Annotated in this window: 16 protein-coding genes and 1 tRNA gene; 4 read left to right on the top strand and 13 right to left on the bottom strand. The window is 70.7% G+C overall.

What is annotated here, in order from left to right; translation table 11 throughout:
* Positions 1-215: 215 nt before the first annotated feature.
* The gene (locus tag ACFYPN_RS18410) at positions 216-1,949 is read left to right on the top strand and encodes a DUF262 domain-containing protein (protein ID WP_389299321.1); all 1,734 of its coding nucleotides are present in this window, start codon (positions 216-218) and stop codon (positions 1,947-1,949) included.
* Between the two features lie 44 nt (positions 1,950-1,993).
* The gene (locus ACFYPN_RS18405; protein ID WP_389299318.1) at positions 1,994-3,250 is read left to right on the top strand and encodes a type II toxin-antitoxin system HipA family toxin; all 1,257 of its coding nucleotides are present in this window, start codon (positions 1,994-1,996) and stop codon (positions 3,248-3,250) included.
* 62 nt (positions 3,251-3,312) lie between these two features.
* On the opposite strand, the gene ACFYPN_RS18400 is transcribed toward ACFYPN_RS18405, so the two are convergent.
* The 13 genes from ACFYPN_RS18400 to ACFYPN_RS18340 form a co-directional block, all read right to left on the bottom strand.
* Positions 3,313-4,887: an NADase-type glycan-binding domain-containing protein gene (locus ACFYPN_RS18400; RefSeq protein WP_389299315.1), complete on the bottom strand. Its 1,575-nt coding sequence runs from the start codon at positions 4,885-4,887 to the stop codon at positions 3,313-3,315.
* A complete protein-coding gene (locus ACFYPN_RS18395) occupies positions 4,884-5,450 on the bottom strand; it encodes a phage tail protein (RefSeq protein ID WP_358761164.1) in 567 nt (188 codons plus the stop codon). Before ACFYPN_RS18395 ends, ACFYPN_RS18400 begins: the two co-directional genes overlap by 4 nt.
* Positions 5,447-7,444 (bottom strand): putative baseplate assembly protein, encoded by a 1,998-nt coding sequence (locus ACFYPN_RS18390; RefSeq protein ID WP_389299312.1) that lies wholly within the window; start codon positions 7,442-7,444, stop codon positions 5,447-5,449. Before ACFYPN_RS18390 ends, ACFYPN_RS18395 begins: the two co-directional genes overlap by 4 nt.
* Positions 7,444-7,887: a GPW/gp25 family protein gene (locus ACFYPN_RS18385; RefSeq protein WP_358761166.1), complete on the bottom strand. Its 444-nt coding sequence runs from the start codon at positions 7,885-7,887 to the stop codon at positions 7,444-7,446. The genes ACFYPN_RS18390 and ACFYPN_RS18385 overlap by 1 nt, the downstream gene beginning before the upstream one ends.
* 34 nt (positions 7,888-7,921) lie before the next feature.
* Positions 7,922-9,817: a VgrG-related protein gene (locus tag ACFYPN_RS18380; RefSeq protein WP_389299310.1), complete on the bottom strand. Its 1,896-nt coding sequence runs from the start codon at positions 9,815-9,817 to the stop codon at positions 7,922-7,924.
* Positions 9,817-10,539 (bottom strand): LysM peptidoglycan-binding domain-containing protein, encoded by a 723-nt coding sequence (locus ACFYPN_RS18375; RefSeq protein WP_358761168.1) that lies wholly within the window; start codon positions 10,537-10,539, stop codon positions 9,817-9,819. Before ACFYPN_RS18375 ends, ACFYPN_RS18380 begins: the two co-directional genes overlap by 1 nt.
* 14 nt (positions 10,540-10,553) lie before the next feature.
* Positions 10,554-10,979: a phage tail protein gene (locus tag ACFYPN_RS18370; RefSeq protein WP_358761169.1), complete on the bottom strand. Its 426-nt coding sequence runs from the start codon at positions 10,977-10,979 to the stop codon at positions 10,554-10,556.
* A gap of 157 nt (positions 10,980-11,136) precedes the next feature.
* Positions 11,137-11,871: a hypothetical protein gene (locus tag ACFYPN_RS18365; RefSeq protein WP_389299307.1), complete on the bottom strand. Its 735-nt coding sequence runs from the start codon at positions 11,869-11,871 to the stop codon at positions 11,137-11,139.
* A gap of 2,357 nt (positions 11,872-14,228) precedes the next feature.
* Positions 14,229-14,295: transfer RNA gene (locus tag ACFYPN_RS18360), tRNA-OTHER, on the bottom strand.
* Positions 14,296-14,949: 654 nt separating this feature from the next.
* Positions 14,950-15,108, bottom strand: coding sequence for a DUF6760 family protein (locus ACFYPN_RS18355; RefSeq protein ID WP_266707268.1), 159 nt, complete (start codon positions 15,106-15,108; stop codon positions 14,950-14,952).
* Complete coding sequence (locus tag ACFYPN_RS18350; protein ID WP_389299304.1) at positions 15,105-15,626, bottom strand: hypothetical protein; 522 nt, start codon at positions 15,624-15,626, stop codon at positions 15,105-15,107. The genes ACFYPN_RS18355 and ACFYPN_RS18350 overlap by 4 nt, the downstream gene beginning before the upstream one ends.
* Complete coding sequence (locus tag ACFYPN_RS18345; protein WP_266707264.1) at positions 15,626-16,069, bottom strand: phage tail protein; 444 nt, start codon at positions 16,067-16,069, stop codon at positions 15,626-15,628. Before ACFYPN_RS18345 ends, ACFYPN_RS18350 begins: the two co-directional genes overlap by 1 nt.
* Positions 16,070-16,185: 116 nt before the next feature.
* A complete protein-coding gene (locus ACFYPN_RS18340) occupies positions 16,186-17,778 on the bottom strand; it encodes a phage tail sheath subtilisin-like domain-containing protein (RefSeq protein WP_358761173.1) in 1,593 nt (530 codons plus the stop codon).
* Positions 17,779-18,237: 459 nt separating this feature from the next.
* Here ACFYPN_RS18340 and ACFYPN_RS18335 point away from each other — a divergent pair, with 459 nt between their 5' ends.
* Complete coding sequence (locus ACFYPN_RS18335; RefSeq protein WP_389299301.1) at positions 18,238-19,797, top strand: LamG-like jellyroll fold domain-containing protein; 1,560 nt, start codon at positions 18,238-18,240, stop codon at positions 19,795-19,797.
* 196 nt (positions 19,798-19,993) lie between these two features.
* On the top strand, positions 19,994-21,436 hold the full coding sequence (locus tag ACFYPN_RS18330; RefSeq protein ID WP_389299299.1) for a hydrolase: 1,443 nt from the start codon (positions 19,994-19,996) through the stop codon (positions 21,434-21,436).
* The last annotated feature ends 126 nt before the right edge of the window (positions 21,437-21,562 follow it).

Here is a 21,562-nt window from a genome sequence, read left to right as displayed (position 1 = left end):
AAGACAGATCCGGAGTCCGACGCGTTCGGCCGGCGCTCTCGCCTGCTCCGCCGTCGTCTGCCCTCCGGACAACGGTCCTCGCAGCGCAACCGACCACCAATTCTCTCCAGCTGAGATCAGACTCAAATGTCTGAACTGCCCGGCCCGAGCGTGAAAGAATCGCGTTGCCGCAGGCCACACGGTCGGGATCAGCGCACGTGCCCTTGGAGACAACCATGACGACCGGCCCCGGTGGGCTTGACTCGCAGCCCACCGCAACCACCTACGAACTCGGTGATCTGATCCCCCTCGCATGGGGCGGCAGGATTCGTGTACCCCACTTCCAGCGTGACTTTCGCTGGCAGAGCAAGGATGTCTTGCGCCTGTTCGACAGCATCGTCAAGGGTTACCCCATCGGCAACCTGCTGCTGTGGGTACGGAGGCAGCAGTCGGAGCAGTTCATGCTGGGGCGACTCCGCCTGACGGCTCCGGCGCACGACGAGTCGTTGTGGGTCGTGGACGGTCAGCAGCGTCTGATTAGTCTGGCCAACGCGCTGAGCCCGGAGGGCCATGAGTACAAGCCCTTCAACGTGTACTACGACCTGGTGGAGAAGGAGTTCATCGAAAGCCCCCACTCCCTTGAGGCACACCACATCGCTTTGCCCGTTCTGTTCGATCTCAAGAAACTGCTCACCTGGTTCCGGACCGACGGCCTGGGCGCTTCCGACCACTTCGACGAAGCCGAGCGAGTAGCCACCGCGCTCCGCCAGTACAAGGTTCCTGCTTACCTTGTCCGCCACGATGACAGAGCTGTCCTGACCGACATTTTCGACCGGATGAACAACTTCGGCCGCAAGCTGAACCGCGGCGAGATCTTCTCCGCCCTGTATTCGGGTGAGGAGAAGAGTTCCGACGAGCGTCTGACCCTCGCCAAGATCTCGGACAATGTCGCTGCCCGGACCGGCTTCGGCAGCATCGATACCGGCACCATCCTCGCGTCGGTGCTGGCTCGGCGCGGCCCGGACCCCATGCGGGACATCCGGGTTGAGTTCTCCGTGACCGGTCGGCGTACCCAGTCGGAGTTCCCTAACGAGGACGAGCCCACGGCCTTCTCTCAGGGGGAAGAAGCACTGGTCCGAGCGGTCAATTTCCTTATCCAGGAAGCCGGTGTGCCGCACATCTCCTTGTTGCCCTACCGAGCCCTGCTGGTCACCCTGACTCGGTTCTTCGCCCACTTCCCGAACCCGGGATCGAACAACATCCGGCTGCTGAGAAGGCTGTACTGGCGGCTCTCGCTTGTCGGCCCCATGGTGTTCAGGGGAAGCTTCACGCAGTTCAGTCGCACCCTCGGCGGCAAGATCCGGCCGGACGAGGAAGAAGGCTCGCTCCACGCCATGCTGGCCACCATCTCCGATGCCGCGCCGGTTCTCCCCAGCGCTGATCGGTTCCGCACCAACGAAGCAACGACGAAAATCATGCTGAGTGCCTGGTTCTCCCTGGGTCCCCGATCACTCACTAACGGCGAGGCCCTGGACGCGCAAAGTCTGAACGCTTTGCTGGAACAGGACAGAACAGCGGCGAACGCCGCGCCCATGATCTACCCCAGGCTCGGAGAGGCACGCGCCCGACTGTCGCCCGCCAACCGTCTTTTCCTGCCGACGAACATGGACCCCGTGTCCGAGCTTCCGGCCGCCTTGGCGAGGCAGCCGCTGGAGATCGAGGATGCGGCTTGGGACGCGGTATTGGCCTCGCACCAGCTCGACCGCGAAATTGCCGAATTGGCGGAGGGAGATCGCGAAGCCTTTCTTTTGAGGCGCCAGGAGCGCATCCAAGAACAGTTGAGTGGTTTCATCAACCGAATGGCTGAGTGGGATTACGAGGACACCCCCACGCTGGATTCTCTCGATCTGGACGACGAGTTCGATGACCTCGAAGAGCCGGATACTCCCGTCGCACCCGAAGGGTACTGACCACGCGCCGGGGGCCATCCGCCAACCGAACGGACCACTCAACAATGGCACCTCTCCTCGAGACCTACTACGCCGTCGTCCTCAACGGGCTGCGCGTCGGAACGCTGTGCCAGAGAGGTGATTACACGCGCTTCGTGATGAGCAACCGCTACTTGGACAATCCAGAACGGCCGGTTCTTGGCCTGAGGTTCGAGGAAAATCTCAGAGCGCCGTACGCATCGGCCTTGAGGCTGCCCAAGTGGTTCTCCAATCTGCTTCCCGAGGGTCCCCTTCGCGAATGGATCGCAGACGATCGGGGAGTCTCGCTCGATCGGGAGATGGAGCTTCTCGCTCAGGTCGGCCACGACCTTCCAGGAGCTGTCCAGATTTTGCGGACGGAAGGGCCGGAGGACGATTGGGAATGGCGAGATCTCGCCGCAGCTGGAGGAGCGGGTCCGGGGGGAGAGAAGGAAAGTTCCCCGTGGCGTTTCTCCCTCGCCGGGGTGGCTCTGAAGTTCTCCATGCTGTCACGTGGCGATCGGCTCACGGTCCCGGCCGCAGGGGAACTGGGCGACTGGCTGGTCAAGTTCCCCGACTACAGGCATGCGGACGTCCCGCGCAACGAGTTCGCGATCATGTCGCTCGCCACATCGGTTGGCATCGACACACCCGATGTACGCCTGCTCCACAGGGACCAGCTCGATGGCCTACCTGACCGGATGTGGCCCAACTCCGAGGAGTGGGCTTATGCAGTTCGGCGCTTCGATCGCACCGAGGACGGAAATCGCTCGCGAATCCACATCGAGGATTTCGCGCAGGTGCGGGACAAGTATCCGCAAGACAAATACATGTCATCCTTCGAGACCGTCGCGGCCACAGCCTATCGAAAACAGGACGTAGCATCCCTTCGCGAGGCAGTTCGTCGAATTGCCTTTTCGGTGGCAATCGGGAACGGCGACGGACATCTGAAGAACTGGTCCCTCATCTATCGTGACGGTCGCACTCCCTCACTGTCACCGGTATACGATCTGGTCTCTACAGTCCCTTATGTCCCTGCGGACGAGGTGGAGGACCTGGGCCTCAAATTCGGTGGAAGCAAGCGCTTCGAGCGGGTGACGCTCTCCGGCTTCGAGCGGCTGGAGTCCACCTTGGACCGAAAGTTCGGCACTACCCATGCCCATCTCGCTGCCGTCGCGGCGGATGCAGCACGCGGCGTCAGGGAACACTGGTCCGGTCACGAAGAAGTGCTCGCCACCAATGCCTCACTACGCAGGGCCGTAAGCTCCTGGATCACCGAGTCCACCGCCCGCCTGCTGAGTTAGCGGGCCGTACGCCGGAGCCCGGGCCGGAGAGCATCCGGCCCGGGCTCCGGTGGGGGCGGCGGTCAGTTGTCGCCCGCGTGCGACGGGCCGAAGAACTCGATCTCCGCGAGGGCGACTTGCTTGGACGCGGAGGCGTGGTAGGCGGACACGACGGTGAAGCGGACCTTGGTGACGTCGTCGAAGCGGAAGTTGCGGGTCTGGCCTCCGGCGCCGTCGTCCAGGGTGATTTCGCGGTGCGTGACCTTGCCGCTGGACTGGGTCACGGTGACGTCCATGCGGTGCGGGAGGGCCTGTTCGGTGTTCTTGTCGGCGCGGGGCGAGACTCCCGGCATCACGATCACGTTCAGCAGCCGGGTCGGTGAGTCGAAGGATGCCTCGATCCACTGGCCCTTCCCCGACTCCGACACCCCGGGGCCCCACCAGGTGTTGTTGAGCTTGTCGAAGGACGAGTCCGGCTTGTGGCCCTGGTAGGAGCGGGACGCGGTGACGTGGTCCGGCGAGACGGGGGCGCGCTTGGAGAAGTGGTCGCGGGTCGCCTGGACGGCGTCGGGGATGTGGACGACCGCCACGATGACCAGGGTCACCACGATCGCCGCCCCCACCCAGCTCAGTACGCGGTCGAAGGTACGGCGCACCCGGGGGCGGTCCCCGGCCCACGGGGTCTCCCGGGTACGGGTGTCCAGCAGCCGGCGCCACCACGGCAGTCGGCGGCCCGTCTCCTGCCGATCGCCCGCCATGGGCATCGCGCAGCGGGTGCAGTAGTGGCGGTCGGGGCGGTTCCGGGTGCTGCACCAGGGGCAGGGCGTGCCCCCGTGCACACCGAGTTCCTCGCCCGGGGCCTGTACGGAGTGCGGGCGCTGGGGGACCGGCCGGCCGGGCAGGACCGGGGCGACGGAAGGTGTCGCGGCGGGTCCGGGGTCGGAGACCGGGACGATGAGACGGCGAGCACGGTCCGCCATGCCCCCGTCGTCCGCTCCTCTGTCCGCTCCTCCGTCCGCCGCCCTGTGCGCTTCTGCGGCCGCTCCGCCGTCCGCCCAGCCGTCCGCCGCCCCCGGGACCTCCTGGGTGTCGGCCTCATGACGGCTGTCGTGCCCGTCGTAGGTCCCGTGTCCGGCGGGCCGGGCGTGCTCCACCGGTGCGGCGGCGAACGGGTCGTCGTACGCGGAGGCGCCGGGCGCTCCCCCGGCCCGGTCGGCCGGATTGGCGTACGGGGAGCCGTCAGGGGCACCGGGCTCGGCGCCCAGCGGCTCCCGCGCGTTGCCCCGTGGCTCCCGCGACTGCCGGGGCAGCCCCACGCCACCGCCGGGCCGGGCGAAGGCGTCCCAGCCGGGTCCGGCGTCACCCGATCCGGCGGACGGAGCCACCGACGAGGGCGCGGGCGACGACGAGGACGATGACGTGGGCGAGGACGGCGAGGACGAGGGCGAGGGCCACGGGGCCGATGCCGCTTCCGACGCCTCACCCGCTCCGCTGTCGGCGCCCGCACCGGCGGCTCCGCCGTGGGCGCGGGCGCCGCTCGCGGCACCCGCCGGGGTCGCCGGCCGGTCGGCCCAGCTCAGTACGGCCCCGCACGCGTCGCAGAACGACAGGCCCGGTTCCGCGCGGGTGCCGCATTCGGCGCAGTTCTGCGTGGTCATTTCTCCGAAGTCCTTTCGGACGGATCGCCGGCGGTCACCTGGACCGTGTACGGCATGTGGGCGGGCCGGGCGGCGGCGACGATGCCGTCCAGGCGGTAGTGGTCCGCCGTGGTCGGATCGGGCAGCCTGAGGTGTACGTGCAGATGGGGGCGCGGGGCGCCGGGGATCGGGCCCAGCGGGCGGGCGGTCCAGTCGGCGGCCCCGCTCTCGCTGATCTCCGGTTCGACGCCGAAGGCGAGCCGGACCGTTTCGGCCAGGCCGCGCCGGGTGCCGCGGATGCGGTGCAGATACGCGGCGGTCGCCACGGCGGTGCGCAGCAGCGGCTCCGGTTCGGTGCCGTCGGTCTCCGCGCCGACCCAGTGGGTCAGCCACCGGGCGTAGTCCAGGGGTGCCAGCGAGGGCCGGAAGTACGAGTCGATGCAGTCCAGTGCGGTGTGGATGGGCGCGAACACCTCGTCGAGCCCGTCGACGAAGCGCAGGGCGAGGTCGTCGTCGGCGAAGACGGCGGGCAGCATCGCACCGATCGGTGAGGACGAACCGAGTCCGTCGACGGAGCCCCTCATCCGCGGTTCCCGCCGTTCCGGTCGTTCTCCGTCGGGGAGTTGTCGCCGATCACCCGGACACGGTGGTCGAAGGAGAACACCAGGGACGGTGCCGACAGGTCGATGCGGTTCGTCGCCTCGCCGCGCTTTCCGGTCAGTGGGTCGGCGGGGTAGAGGACGACCTCGTCCACCAGCTCGACGCCGGGTATCCGCTGGAGCACCGCGAACGCCTCGCCGGCCTGCACGGGCCGTCCGAAGGGCCATCCCTTGCCGTCCGCGCCGCCGGTCAGCGGGTCGAGGTGCCGGTAGAGGGCGTCGTGGACCCGCCGGCGTACGAGGTCGGTGTCGACGCCGCGGAAGGCGTGCACGGTGGCGACGACGGTGACGCCCTGGTAGAACGGCGGGCCGACCGCCAACCGGGTCCCGATCAGGCGGCGTTCGTCCAGGTGGCGGGTGATGCGCTCCAGCAGGGCGTCGCCGGGGACCAGTTGCTCGAAGCGCAGCCGGCCGCCGGGGTCGGGTACAGCCTGCGGAACCACCAACACCCGTACCGCATAAGCCCCGTACTCCGTCTCCTCGCCCTCCAGGCAGGTGATGCGCGCGGTCTCGGGGGCGGCGCGGCGGGCGAGCTCCTCGTAGTCGCGCAGGGTCACCGCGCGCTCCTGGGCGCGGAGCGTGATCGGGGCGCGGACCTTCGCCTCCTCGACCGTCTCTCCGTCCACGCCGCCCCGTGCGGCCTCCCGGTTGACGACCTCGGAGACGTACGGGATGGAGGTGCGCAGGACCTGCACGGCACCACGGGCCACGTTGCCCGCCCGGCCGCCGCCGGTGCGGTAACGGCGGGCGCGTACGGGCGAGCCCTTGGGAGCGGCCATACCGTACTGGCGCAGGGTGCCGTCGGGTTCGCGCACCGCCGGTCCGAAGGCGATCTCGCCGGTGGTGGCGTCCACGGTGACGTGGCGGTCGTACGGACCGGAGGCCGCGAAGTGCGGGACCACCTGCCAGTCCGTCCACCCCTCGTGCTCGGCGGTCTGGAGCAGGACCGGCGGGGTGTCGCCGACCACGGGGCCGTGCGCGAGCCGCAGCCGCTGTCCCGGGAGGCCGGTGGACTCGCCGAGCGCCTCGTCGTAGACGGTCTCGGCGTGGACGACGGGGGCGGTGCCGCCGATGGTGAAGCCGTCGGCGGCGCGGACGGTGGGCGAGGTGGTGTAGAAGGGCTGGCCGGAGTGGGGTTCGGTGACCCGGCACCGCAGCCAGCCCGCTTCCTGACCGGCGTTGCGGGAGAGGACGTGGCCGCCGGGGACGTGCAGGACCACCTCGCCGGGCCGGTTGAGGCCGCCGGTGCCGTCCCGGTCGACCTCGCAGAGCTGCCAGCCGTCCTCGGTCCACGCCTCCCACACCAGGGGAGGCTGGCGCGGGTCCACACCGACACCGTCGACCCGGCTGTCCAGCTCCAGGGTGACCGCGCAGTGCGGCACCGCGCTGGTCAGGCCCAGCAGCATGGAGTCGCCCGGGGAGGGCGACTCGGAGAAGCAGAGCACGTCCTTGCCGTCGTCGGCGAGGTCGTGCGTGCGGTCCAGGGCCGGCTCGCCCCGCCGCTGCACCAGCAGATGACTCAACCCGCAGTTCCAGAGCACGAGTTCCCGCTCGGTGGCGAAGACGACCGCTTCCTCGTCGCTGGTGCGCGAGGTGGCCACCTCGGTACCGAGCGGCACGGTCACCGGCTCCTCCTGCGGCGCCGAGAGCCAGAAGGTCACCTCGGTACGGGCCGCGGAGGGCGGGAACAGGGTGATGCCGACCAGGTCCAGGAAGGCCAAGTGGTTCTTCTCCGGCACCCGGTTGAGCCGGTAGACGATCTCGTCGGCCATGTGCGCGACCGTCTCGACGAGGGTGATGCCCGGATCGGAGACGTTGTGGTCGGTCCACTCCGGGGCGCGCTGCTGGATGTAGCGCTTGGCGTCGTCCACGAACTGCTGGAAACGGCGGTCGTCGAGGTTCGGGGAGGGGAGGGCCATCAACGGTCGCTTTCGGAAGAGTTGCCCAATGGGGGGCCGGCGTCGGGCTCCTCGTGGGACGGAATGACGTAGAAGGGGAAGACGAGGCTGCGGGGGTTGTTGGTGCCGCGGATCGAGTAGCGGACGTCGATGTAGAGGACGCTCTGGTCGGTGCCCACGGTGACCTCGATGTCGTCCACCTCGATGCGCGGCTCCCAGCGGTCCAGGCTGACGTACACCTCGTGCTGGATGCGCCCCGCGGTCTGCTCGTTGACCGGAGCGAACACCAGGTCCTGGATGGCGCAGCCGAAGTCCGGCCGCATCGGCCGCTCCCCCGGCGACGTCGACAGGACCAGCCGGATCGCCTCCTCGATCTCCCGCTCCCCGCTGACCAGGGCGATCCCGCCGGTGGGCCCGATGCGCAGGGGGAACGACCAGCCGGACCCGACGAACTGCTCGGCCATCAGACCTCCACCTGCCTTCCGCTGCGGTTCTCGCTCATATCACCGGGATTCCGTTGGCCAGGAACGCCGGGGACGTGACCAGCGTCGTGGGGGCCTTGATGGTGGTGTTGACGGCCGAGGTGATCTGCACGGTTCCCCCACCGGTGAGCATCGCGGCACCCACGGCGTTCATGTTCAGGGCGCCGACCGCGTTCAGCCCCAGCGTGCCCGTGGCCCGGACGTTGACCGCGCCGCCGCCGCTGATGCTGAGCGGGCCGCCGCTCTTGATGGTCAGGGCACGCCGGGCGCTGAGCGTCAGATCGGTGCCCGCTTCCACCGACACCGACCGGCTGCCCTTGATCTGCACCGAGCCCTTGCTGTCCACGATGATCTCGGTGTTGGTCCGGTCCAGGTGGATGATCAACTGCTGGTCCCCGGAGGCGAGCCGGACCCCCTGCTTGCGGCCGCCGGTCTTCTGGCTGAGGAGGTCCATGCGGTTGCCGTCCCGGTCGGAGACGGTGTGCCGGCTCGCCTTCTTCCGCATGGCGTCATGCAGCGGTACGTCCCTGACGGGGGTCGGCACGTCCTTGCCGTTGTAGAGCCCGCCGATCACGAACGGGTGGTCCAGAGCGCCCCGGTCGAACCCGACGAGCACCTCGTCGTTGACGTCCAGCGGGAAGATCCCGCCGCCGGAGAGGCCGCCCATCTGCACGGTGCGCGTCCAGTCGCTGACGTAGGTGTCGTCCAGCCACGGGAAGCGCAGCCGGACCCGCCCCTGCTTGAGCGGGTCGTTCACGTCGGTGACCAGGGCGTTGGCCACGCTCGGCAGACGGGGAGCGGTCTCCGAGCCGCCGGAGGTGAGCCCGTACAGCGAACGCCACTGGCGGCCGCTGACCGTCACCCAGGTCTCGTAGTGCTTGCCGTCGCCGAAGACGTGCCGTACCGAGGTGGCGGTGTACTTGCCCTCGAAGGGCTTGCCCACGTCGGCCAGGGCCACCGGAACGCCCGGGCGCAGCTTGGGGTTCCCGCGCGCGACGACCTCCACCTCGGCGAACGAGGAGGTGATGTCGTCGGCGAGCGCGTCGGCGGCGAACTTCACCTCGGCCTGCTTGTCGTACGGGGTCGCCGTGTCCACCAGCGGAGCCGTACCGAACTTCCCGGCGGCGTCGCCCGGCGTGGTGCCGATCCCGATGCCCGGGTTGGAGACGGCGGGCGAGACGGCGGTGAGTTCCCTCTTCGTCGTGACGTCCCAGCCGCGCGCCTCGACCTTGCCGATCTGGTCGGCGGCGGTGACGGCGGCCCGCAGCCGCAGGATGTCGTGGCCCGCCTGCAGCACGAAGGGACTCTTGTCCCCGTCGGTGCTCGGCGAGGGCGCGCCCGAGGACGGCTTGGGCCGCACGAACTGGAACTTCCCCTTCGCGTCGACGGACATCACCATCTCGTTCTCGTCGGCGAGCCGCGCGAGGAAGTCCCAGTCGGTGACGTTGGACTGGCTGATGAACTCGTAGACCGTCTTCGTCGACTGGATCCGCCCGATGGGCACGCCGTCCTGGGCGGCCAGCTTCCTGGCGATGTCGGACGCTGTCTGGTTGCGGAAGGCGGTCACCCGGCGCCGGCGGAGCAGGCGGTGCCCGAGGTCGTACCCCCGGACGACGGCGAAGGTGCCGGTGCCGTCGTAGTCGACCTCCAGCCCGGTCACCTCACCGGTCAGCAGCGGGTCGCCTGCACCCTGCCCGTCGGCCACCGGCGTGATGACCACACTGGTGCCGAAGGTGACCCCGAGCTTCCCGAGGATCTTCCGGTACGGGTCCCGGAAGGTGAGCCGGAACGCCGCCGGAACGCCCATCCCCTGATCGACATGGCTGTCGACCAGCGCGCTGGTGAGATCGGACGGGATCTTGGCGCCACCGATCTTGACGTCGACGACATTGGAGAACGCGGCCCGCACCATCAGCCACGCACCTCCTCTGCGGACGGCATGACCAGTTCCGTACCGGACGGCAGGTGCCGCGGATCGTCGATGCCGTTGGCCTCGGCGATCGACCGCCAGGCCGCGGCGTTGCCGTACTCCCGCCAGGCCAGCGACTGCAACGAGTCGCCCGCCACGACCCGGTGGACGCGCTGCGCGGTCAGCGCGCCCGATGTCGGGTTCTGGCCGCGGGTCTTGCTCGGGATCTCGTGCAACTGCAGTTTGCAGGTGGCCCGGATGGGGACGCCCGTGGTGCCGAAGACCGTGTACGAGACGTCGACGGAGCTGATGTAGGCGGTGAACCGCGCCGTCGAGAACGACCCCCACTGGAAGACGACCCACGGCGGTGAGGGCTGCTTGGTACCGATGCTCTTCAGGGTCACCTCGCAGCATTCGAGGAGCGACTCCACCTTCTTCAGCACGGTGTTGCCGGTCGGCTCGTCGGAGGAGTCGAGAAAGACGTCCAGGCCCATCTGCATCGCCTCGACGCCCATGAACTCCGGCTTCGCGCCGCTGCGTTCGATCTGCGCCGGTGTCGCCTTCCACTGCGCGCGGCGGCTCAGCGACAGCTGCGCCGGGTTGAAGTCGAAGGCGAACGTCTCCATGATCCCGCCGGGGGAGGTGCTGTCACCCACCGGAGGTTCGTGGATCGCCAGATTGGCGCGTACGAGGCTCTTGCCCGCGCCCTTGCTGCCCTTGCTCACCGTGCCGCCGCCCCTCAGCCCGTGAATCCGTGGTGGGCGATCTCCAGGACCTCGGTCGCCACGGCCGGACTCGCCGGGTCGAGGGTGGGCCCGGTCCAGCGCACCGGCAGCACGTCGATGAGCCCCCAACTGGCGACCTCCGAACCGTCCGCGCGCAGCGCCGCGATCTGCGCGGTGGGCCGCTTGATCCCGGTCTGCACGGACGAGATCCACTTGGCGACCTTCGCCGTGTCCGGGGTGAGCGGACGGGTCAGCCGGATCGTGGAGAAGGTGACCCGGGTCGGCAGCGCCCACACGAAGCCGTTGTTGCCACCCTCCTGGTGGTGCTCGACCTCCACCTCGGACGCCAGCCCCTCGCACCCGTTGAAGTAGCCGAGGCTCTCGCCGTCGATGCTGAGGGAGAACCAGATGGTTGAGCCCGGATCTTGGCTGGAGGGCATCTCGGCGGACCTTTCTGTCGGGGGTTCGTGCCGGTCGGGGTTCGTGCCGGTCGGGGTTCGTGCCGGTGGTGTTCGTGCGGGTCGGGTGGCCTGTGGTCGTTGCGGTCCGGGGTGCGTGCGGGTCGGGTGGCCTGCGGTCGTTGCGGGCGGGAGGCGGTCAGCGGCGGGGGTCGCGGAGCTTGCCGATCCGTTCGCGGTCCAGCCGGAGTTCGGTGCGGATCAACCGCGTGATCCGGCCGACGAGCCGGTGCGCGAGCTCGTCCAGCTGGAAATCGGTGAGCGCCCGGGGATCGAAGCCACCGTCGGGTACCTCGGTGTACTCCGGCGGAGGAGGCGGGGAGTAACTGGGCGGCGGGTCGTTCGGCGGCGGTGCGTACGCTGGCGGTGCCGGGGTGTACGGCGGCGGAGGTCCGGCCGGGCGCCCGTGACGCGCGGTGAGGCTGCCGGCCACCGTGGTCGCGGCGGCGGCGGCGAGAGCACCGATCGCGGACGAAGTGGATCGGCCGTCGGCCCGGTGGGGCCTCCCCCAGAGCCGCTGCACGACCGGCATCGGGGTGGCCGGAGCGGCAGGAGCCGAAAGGGGAGCCACGGCCGCGATCCCCCCACCCGCAGACCGGACCGGCACCACCGGACGGCGCGTCGGCACCACCTTCGCGGACGCCGCGACGCTGCGCTGGAGCGCGGTCGGCAGCGGCGGGAGCGACGGGAGCGTGGTGGGCGGCTGCCGGAGCGTGGTCGGGGACGGCTGAAGCGCGGTGGGGGGCGGCTGGAGCATGGCCGGTGCCGCCCGGAGCGCGGTCGACCCGGGGGGCGCCGCCGTCGTCGGGAACGCCGGAGCCGGGGAGGCCGTCATCGGGGCTGTGACCGCGGGGGCCGGGTAGGCCGGGGCCACGGGGTGGGTGTGTACGGACGGCTGTACGGAACGAGGTGCGGCTGCCGGCAGGGGCGACGGGGGCAGGGACGTCCTGGGCAGGGGCGACGGCGGCAGGGACGTCCGCGGCTGTGTCCGCACCGGCGCCCGCTGTACGACGGGGACCGGCGGGAGGGTGCGGGATGCAGGTGCGCCGTGCACGTCGGCCGGTGCCGGTACCGAAGCCCAATCCGGCGTCGGTACGGGAGTTGGCGCCGGGGCCGTCGTCGGCAGTACGGGAGTTGGCACCGAAGCGGGTGCCGGAACCGTTTCTGTACGCGCGAGCTGTACGGGCAGCGGGGCGGCGGGGGTGGGAACCGCGCGCATCGGGGCACCGAGGGGCGAGCGTCGCGGGGTCCCCCGGAATGGCACGGGCAGGGACGGGCCGGGTGTTGAGGAGGCGGCGGGGCCGGGTGCCGGGAACGGGCCGGGTGCCGGGGACGGGCCGGGTGTCGGGGACGGGACGGGTGCCGGGGACGGGACGGGGCCTGCGGACGGGACGGCACCTGCGGACAGGGCGGGGGCGGCCGGGGCGGGTGGGGACGCCGCCCGCTGGACGCCGGGAACCGGGGCGGACACGGCGCGCTGGACAGCCGGGGCCTGGGCGCCCGGGGCCGGGGTGTGCGGGGCGGGGGTGCGTGGGGCGGGGGTGTTCGGACCCTGGAGGCCCTGCCCCTGGGGGGACACCGCCCGCTGGATGCCGGGAGCCGGCGGGGTCGCAGGCGCCGAGGGTGCCGAGGCGATCGGCGCACCCAGGCCCGGGCGGTGCTGCGGACGGGCGACGCTCCCTCGGACGGGGGGCACGCCGGTGGAGGCGGCGGACGGGCGGACTCCGGTGGACGGCCGCGCGGAGTCGTCCGACCGGCCCGGGGTGCCCGGGGCGGGCGGACCCGAGGCCGCCGTCCGCTGTCCCGGAGTGTCGCCCGAGCGCGCCGACGTCGCCCGCTGGACAGGGGTGCCCGCCGGGGCGGGGGTGCCGGGCTGGACGGGGGCGCCGGGCTGGTCCGGGAGGGCGGGCGCGGGCCCTGTGGAAGGGGCCGGGGCGGTGGTCTCCCCCACCGGACGGGCACGGGTGGCCGGTGGAGGAACGGGTGCCGGGGCCGGGGCCGGGGCCGGAGTGCTCGGCGGGGCGGAGGCTCGTTGGACGGCGGTCCCAGGGGCCGGCGAAGCCGTAGGTGCCGCCGATCCGGAGGCCGCAGGACCGGGCCCGGACGATGTCGTACGGCCGCTGCCGGACTGCGGCAGCGGCGCGGCGGGGCCGGCGCCTTGCGGTCGGACCGGGGCTGAGTGTGTGGGCTGGTGAGGCGCGTTCCCCGGCGACGCGGGCCGCTGCTGAGCGGATGCGGACGCCGCCCGGCGCTGGACGGTCGGCGCCTCTCCTGCGGTACCCGCGACGGGGACCGCAGGCGAGGCCGAGGGCAGAGCTGCTCCGGGGGCGGCCCCGCGTGACGGCGGGGAAGGGATGCTCCGCGCGGGCTGGTCGTGGCTTCCGGCCCGGACGGCGGGAGCGGCACCGGTCGCCGAAGTCTGCCCCGGAGCGTCACCGGTCGCCGACGGCTGCCCCGGAGCGGCACCGGTCGCCGAGCGCTGCACCGGAGCAGCGCCGCGCACTGCCCCGGTATCACCGCCCGTGGCAGGGCCAAGCGCAGGACTCGGCGCAGGACTCGGCGCTGCGGGGGCCCCGGTAGGGCCGGAATCCCCACGTGCTGGAGCCCCCACACCACCGCGAGGGCCGCCCCGCCCCGGACTCCCGCTTGCCGGAGTACTGCTGCCGGGGCCGGCGGACCTGGCAGAGGCGCTCCCGGCGGTTGCCGGGCCCGCCGCCTGAGGAACCCGTCCCACGGCGGTACCCCGCACCGCCGGCGGCTGCACGACCGCCCGCTGTACGACGGCCGGACCGGAAGGCGCCGCGGCAGGACCCGCCGCGACGGGACCCACCGGAACAGAAGCTTCCGCACCGGCCGGGCCGGAACCCGCAGATCCGGCACCCGCAGATCCGGGCTCACCGCCCGACGGCACTTCCCGGGCCCGCCCGCCTTCACGGGGGGCGGCGGGCGGTTCGGCGCCGGAAGCGGCACCGGCGGGGCGTGCCTGGGGCCCGGCCCCGGCAGACGTACGGGCTGCCGCGTTCGCGGGGGCGGCACTCCGCCGCGCGGTGGGCAGTACCCGCCGCTGCACCGCCGCCCCGGGGTGCGCCCGGGTCAGGGTGACCGGCCGGAGCGACGGACCCGCCGGGACCGGCGTCACCCGCAGGCCCGCGCGCGCGGACGACGCGGGCGAGGAGGAGACAGGCCCGGCAGGAGCCCCGGACCGTACCGGCACCGGAGCCGGAGCCGGAGTGGAAACCGGAGCCGGACTCGAACCGGCACCGCCGGACGCGCCGGCCTGACCGGTGGACGCCCGGCCGATGGACGACTGCCCCATGGGTGCCTGCCCCCGGGACGCCTGACCCCGGGATGCCTCTCCCCGGGATGCCGATCCGCCGGGAGTAGCCGCCGTCACCGGACGGACCGTGCGCGCCTGCGTGGAGCCGGAGCCCCGGGCGGACGCGGGTCCCCCGGACGCTCCGGGGGCCGCCGGGAGACTCGCCGGGAGCGCCCGCAGCGGTACCGCGGGGGCGCGCTGCACCGTGGCGTCGTTACCCGCCAACGGCAGTGCCCCCGCCCGGCGTTCGAGACCGGGTACGGGCCGGGCCGACACCGGGTTCGACGCTCCGCCGAGTACCGAGGCCGGCCGCCCGTCCAGTACGGCGTGGGAGGCGGTGCCCATGAACGACGGGTTCTGCCAGGTCGGCAGCCGACCACCGAACGCGGAGTCCGCGACTCCCGCGGGTCCGCCCGCCACGGCGCGCTGGATCGGCGGCAGCCCGGTCCAGGCGGCGACGACCGGTGCACGGAAGTTCGCGGGTTCGGCCGCCCCGCCGGTGCGGGCGCCGTTGTCCGAGGACTCCGCCGCGCCGCCGGAGGGCATGGCGGCCGTACCGTCGGAGGGTACGGCCGCCGCACTCGTCGGAGTCTCGCCCGTCCGGCCACTCCGGAACCTCTCCAGGAACCCCACCGCTCAGCCCTCCGCGCCGGCACGCGTCACGAAGGACGCGATCTGATCGGTGTAACGACGGCGGTCCTGGTGTTCCAGGTCCAGGATCTGCTCCAGGCTCCAGTGGAAGTGGTAGGCGACGTACGCGATCTCCTCGTGCAGCCGGTCGTTCGCGTACGTCACGATTCCCCCAGGCGGCTCCCGCCGAGTTCGACCTCGAAGGGCTCGGAACAGTGCGGGCACTCCACCGAAGCGCGGGTGTGGCCCTCCGCGTTGATCTGTCGGTAGAAGTCCTGCAGGAAGGCCAGGTCGGAGGCGAACATGTTCTCCACGATGCCGTCGTGGATCATCGGGAGCGTGCCGAGCCGGGTGATCACCCGGCCGAGCAGCACCACCGAGAGGAACGCCGGGTTCTCCTGGACACGTACGTCGCGCAGCGGGACGAGTTCGTCGCGCGCCGTCGACAGCCGCATCACCCCGTCCCGGTGGACGGTGCCCGCCTCGTCGACGTAACCACGCGGCAGCTGGAACGCGAACTCGGTGCGCAGTTCGTACCGTTGCTGCTGCTGCTGCGGCGGGCTCGGTGCGGCCTGTGCGGCGTGTGCGACCTGCGCGTCCGGTGCGGCGGCGGGCGCGGGCTGCGCCGTCTCCGCACCGGGAGTCTGGGCGAAATCGCCGGCCCTGGCGGCCGAACGGCGCATTACTCGATGACCAGTTCTTCGAACACGATGGTCACCGTCTCGGTGAGCGCGGAGGCCTCGCCCGCCTTCACCGTGCTCGCATCGATCTTGCTGCACCAGGCGTTGCGCAGGTGGTAGCGCTTCACCGGGTTGTTCTGGAAGTCCATCATGATGATGGAGGCGTTCTTGCGGGCCGTGGTCATCTGGCCGGCGATCGACTCGTTGATCCACTGGGTGAACGACGCCGACTGGGTCATACCGCGGATGACCGTGCAGGTCCCGTTCTTCTTCACACCCGGCATGTTTTTGACCACGTTCTGGCCGTTCGGGGTGTTCTGCTGATAGGTGATGACGTCCTGCTCGATGCTCATGCCACTGACCTCGGCGAGGTACTCGACCATGACACCGTCGATCTGCAGGCCGAAATTGTGTGAGGTAAGGGCGTCACCCGGCTGGAGACTCATGTGTTCGCTGTCCTTGTGAAGGAGGTCTGTGGGGTGGCGGCGTTACGGCGGTGGAGGCTGCCCGGGACCCGGGTGGTGTCTGACGGCGATCGGCCGGACACCACCCGGGAAACCGGCTACTCCTCCAGCTCTCCGCTGCCGCTGGAGAACTGAGCCAGTCGGAAGATCACGAACTCGGCGGGCTTGACCGGCGCGATGCCGATCTCGCACACCACCCGGCCGACGTCGACCGACTCCGGCGGGTTGGTCTCCTCGTCACACTTGACGTAGAAGGCCTCCTCGGGGCGCTGGCCGAAGAGGGCGCCGCTGCGCCACTCGTTGACCAGGAACGCCGAGATGTTGCGCCGGATACGCGCCCACAGGGCGTGGTCGTTCGGCTCGAACACCACCCACTGGGTACCGAGGAGGATCGACTCCTCCAGGTAGTTGAAGTACCGGCGGATGTTCAGGTAGCGCCAGGCCGGGTCGGAGGAGACCGTACGGGCTCCCCAGACGCGGATGCCGCGGCCGGGGAAGGCGCGGATGCAGTTGACGCCGATCGGGTTGAGCAGGTCCTGCTCGCCGCGGGTGATCTGGGTCTCCAGGTCCACCGCGCCGCGCACGACCTCGTTGGCGGGCGCCTTGTGCACACCGCGCTCGGCGTCGTTGCGGGCCCAGATGCCGGCGACGTGGCCGCTCGGCGGAACCAGCACCGACTGCCCGGCGGCCGGGTCGAAGGACTTGATCCACGGGTAGTACAGCGCGGCGTACTTGGAGTCGTAGCCGGCCGTCTCCTGGCGCCACACCCGAATCTGACGGGCGTTCAGGCCGGGCGGCGGGTCGATGACCGCGACGCGGTCGCCCATGAGCTCACAGTGCGCGATCATGCCCAACTGGACTGCCTTGACGGCCTCCAGGTCGATCGCGCCGCGCTGGTAGGCGGCCATCAGGTCGGGCACCGCGACCATGGAGATCTCGTCCACGGCCTCCAGACCACCGAAGCCGGTACGGTCCGCGGAGTCGCCCAGGTAGCGGGCCGGGCCGGGGTAGGCGCCCTCGGCCGGCTCGGCGGGAGCGGCCGAGGCGGGGGCCGCGAGGGCCACCGTCTGGGCGTCCGGCCGGACCAGCTGTCCGGCGGGCGCGGCCTCGGCGACGGTGATGAGCTTGGAGCGCTCCTTCACCTGCGTGACGACGTAGGTACGGCCGCCCTTCTTGGCGGACACGTCGAAGGTCTCGACGGCCTTGTCGCCGTCCTTGACCGTCAGCTTGAACCGGTCGGCCGGTCCCTCCTCCTCCGGCAGCGTCACCTCGACGCTGAGCGCGCCGTTGGTGCCGGGGGCGATGGCCGCGACCGAGAACCCGCCGAGCGGCCGGAACTCCCCGGCCTCCAGCGCGGCCGGGGCGGCGGAGGACTTCACGGCGGTACGGCCGGGGCCGGCCGCGCCGTCGAGGGGGGCACCCTCGGCGGAGCCGCCCACCCGGACCACGTAGGCCGCGGAGCCGCCGTTGTTGAAGAAGCCGTAGACGGAGTGCGCCAGGTAGTACCCGTCGGTGAACTCACCGAACGAGGCCACGTACTGGCTCCAGTTGGTGACCAGGGTCGGCTCGTTCAGCGGACCGCTCGGCGCGAGTCCCACGAAGGCGGCGACCGACGTGCCCACTCCCTCGATGGGACGCGAGCCGCTGGCCACCTCCTCGACGTAGACGCCGGGCGACAAATAGGACGGCATGTTCTGCTCTCCTCGGGGTACGAGACAGGAACCGCCTTACTCTCACCCGTGCGGGAGCACCGCCGAAACGTCCTCCGGGTCCTGTCCGGGGGCACCATCTCTGCCCTCAAGGGCAGCCGGGAGCCCGCCATGGGCCGCACCGGGCCGCGCGGGGCGAGCGGGCGCCCGGTGGAGATCCGGCGTCCGTCCTCGTCTTCCCGGTCGGGCACCCGCCCCGCGTCCGCCTCGGCCGGGTGGAGGGGTGGCCGCATACGGTGTGCGGCGGACCGGGGCTCCGATCCGTCAGAATTACCACGCTCCGCCCCGTACCGAAAGGGCCACGAGGGCACTCGTGCGGGCAAGCAGTGCTGCCCCGGTGGGAGTGGGCGGCCGATCGGGCAGGCACGCGCATCCGTGCGGTCGAATCCTTTTGTCCCGAAGCCCCATGAACGGCCCGTCCTCGCCGCCTAGCGTGGCCGCGTGAGCCTATGGACTTCTCTCGAACCCGCGTCGGCCACGGTCGATCCCGGCAGCACCACCACCGTACGACTGCGCCTGCGCAACACCGGCGACGTGGTGGACGAGTACCGCTTTGAAGCGGTCGGCGACATCGCCCCCTGGACCACCCTCGACCCACCCACCCTGCGCCTCTTCCCCGGAACCACCGGCACCGTCGAGCTCAGGTTCGCACCCCCACGCACCCCCGACGCCACCGCAGGCCCCAACCCCTACGCCATCCGCATCACCCCCACCGAACACCCCGAAGCAACCACCGTCCCCGAGGGCAACCTCACCATCACCCCCTTCACCGAACTCCGCACCGAACTCGTCCCCCCCACCGTCAAAGGCCGATTCCGCGGACGCCCCCGCCTCGCCATCGACAACCTCGGCAACACCAAACTCACCGCATCACTCAACGGCACCGACAACGGCGACCAACTCACCTACGACCTCCGCCCCAGCAACATCCAGATAGAACCCGGCCGAGCCGCCTTCATCACCACCACCCTCAAACCCCGCACCATCATCTGGTTCGGCCCCAAAGAACAACGCCCCTACACCCTCACCGTCCAACGCTCCGGAACCACACCCCTCCCCGTCGACGGAACCTTCATCCAACGCGGCTTCCTCCCCCGCTGGCTCGCCACCCTCCTCGGCATACTCCTCGCCCTCACCATCACCTTCATCGCCCTCTGGTTCGGCCACAAACCCACCATCGCCACCGGCACCACCGAAAAACTCGTCGAAGCCGGCGCCACCCTCGCACCCACCCCCACACCCACAACCGCCCTCGCCCCACCACCAGCCCCCGCACCCACCACCCAAACCCCCACCCAACCCACCGAACAACCCACAACCAAAGACTCCGGCGGATCCGGCGGATCCAGCGACGAGAAGAAAGCCACCGAGGTACCGAAGCCGATCGGCCACTGGCTGATCAGGCCCGGCGCGCCGGGCAAGGACGAGACCGGCGCCCACCCGCTCACCGTGACCGACGTGGACGGCACCGACGGGCACGGCGGCGCCGGCGCCTTCAACGGTTCGAGCAGCCAGATGATCTCGACGAGCCCGGTGGTGCCCACCGGGCCCGGCAGCAGCTTCACCGTCTCGGCATGGGTGTACCTGAACAGCACCGGCGACTTCCGCACCGCGGTCAGCCAGAGCGGGGAGCACAACAGCGCTTTCTACCTCCAGTACTCCCCGGGGGAGAACCGCTGGTCGTTCGCCCGGACACGCTCGGACGGTGGTACGTACGCCGGGACGGGCTACCGCGCGCTCTCCCTCGCCCCGTCGGAGCTGCGCACCTGGACCCATCTGGTCGGCGTCTTCGACGGAACCACCGGCACCCAGACGCTCTACGTCAACGGTGCGCCCCAGGGCTCCGCCCAGGACCTCTACCCGTTCGAGACGACCGGCGCCTTCATCATCGGGCGGGCCAGGTACGCCGACGCCGATGCCGACAAATTCGACGGGAAGATCAACGACGTCTCGGTGTGGGACCAGGCGCTCACCCGCGCCCAGATCGAGGCCGTGCACTGACCCAGAGTCGGTATCGGGGGCCCGCCATGGCCCTCCACCGGGGAAGGGGAAGGTCCAGCAGGGCATCACCCCGGGCAGAGCGCTCTGCCCGGGGGAGACTCGGGGGACGATCGGACAGGCACGTTCGGCGGGCCGACCAACTACCCACGCCCAAAAGCCACATCAGGCCACGTCCCCACTGATCTAACGTGGCCGCGTGAGCCTTTGGACCTCCCTGGAACCCGCGTCGGCCACGGTCGATCCCGGCAGCACCACCACCGTACGACTGCGCCTGCGCAACACCGGCGACGTGGTGGACGAGTACCGCTTTGAAGCGGTCGGCGACATCGCCCCCTGGACCACCCTCGACCCACCCACCCTGCGCCTCTTCCCCGGAACCACCGGCACCGTCGAGCTCAGGTTCGCACCCCCACGCACCCCCGACGCCACCGCAGGCCCCAACCCCTACGCCATCCGCATCACCCCCACCGAACACCCCGAAGCAACCACCGTCCCCGAGGGCAACCTCACCATCACCCCCTTCACCGAACTCCGCACCGAACTCGTCCCCCCCACCGTCAAAGGCCGATTCCGCGGACGCCCCCGCCTCGCCATCGACAACCTCGGCAACACCAAACTCACCGCATCACTCAACGGCACCGACAACGGCGACCAACTCACCTACGACCTCCGCCCCAGCAACATCCAGATAGAACCCGGCCGAGCCGCCTTCATCACCACCACCCTCAAACCCCGCACCATCATCTGGTTCGGCCCCAAAGAACAACGCCCCTACACCCTCACCGTCCAACGCTCCGGAACCACACCCCTCCCCGTCGACGGAACCTTCATCCAACGCGGCTTCCTCCCCCGCTGGCTCGCCACCCTCCTCGGCATACTCCTCGCCCTCACCATCACCTTCATCGCCCTCTGGTTCGGCCACAAACCCACCATCGCCACCGGCACCACCGAAAAACTCGTCGAAGCCGGCGCCACCCTCGCACCCACCCCCACACCCACAACCGCCCTCGCCCCACCACCAGCCCCCGCACCCACCACCCAAACCCCCACCCAACCCACCGAACAACCCACAACCAAAGACTCCGGCGGATCCGGCGGATCCAGCGACGAGAAGAAAGCCACCCCGAAGCCGCCTGAGGACACGGCGGCGACCGCGGTCAACCGCCTGGCCGAGGACGACCCCATGGGCCGGCACATCTGCTACCGCGCCTTCATCAAGGGCGAGGGCTGGCAGCATCCGGTCTGCGACGGAACCATGGCCGGCAACACCCGGAGCGTGCCGATCACGGCCCTCAACATCGCGGTGTACGGAGTCGACGGCTCGTCCGGCAACGCCCTCGTCCACGATCCCGAGTCGACCAACGGACTGGGCAAGTGGTTGAAGAAGTGGACGCCCGTCGTCGAGGACGGCAAGGACAACTACATCGGCAGCGCGGAGAAGGACGCCCCTCTGATGGCGGGGTACGCCATCAACGTGGGCAGCGGGCAGATCTGCCAGTACATCCGCTTCACCGGCTCGGAGTGGGCGAAGACCAACACCTGCACGGGTCCGCGACCGGCGTACAACTTCGGCGGGACGACCGACAACAACCGCGCTCTGGAAGCTGTTCAGTTCACGGTGCCACCGGCCGCCGAGTGACCTCGTCGTGCCTCCCGGCAGGGCGACGCCCTGCCGGGAGCGTCATCGGGCCACCGGCCGAGCCGGTGTGCGGTGAGCCGGTGTGCGGTGGGCCGGTGTGCGGTGGGCCGGTGCCGGTGAGGGCAC

It is taken from the genome of Streptomyces sp. NPDC005576 (assembly GCF_042871745.1).
GTDB lineage: Bacteria > Actinomycetota > Actinomycetes > Streptomycetales > Streptomycetaceae > Streptomyces.
Note: the sequence above shows the minus strand (reverse complement) of the source record. Positions and strands in the feature narration are given on the sequence as shown.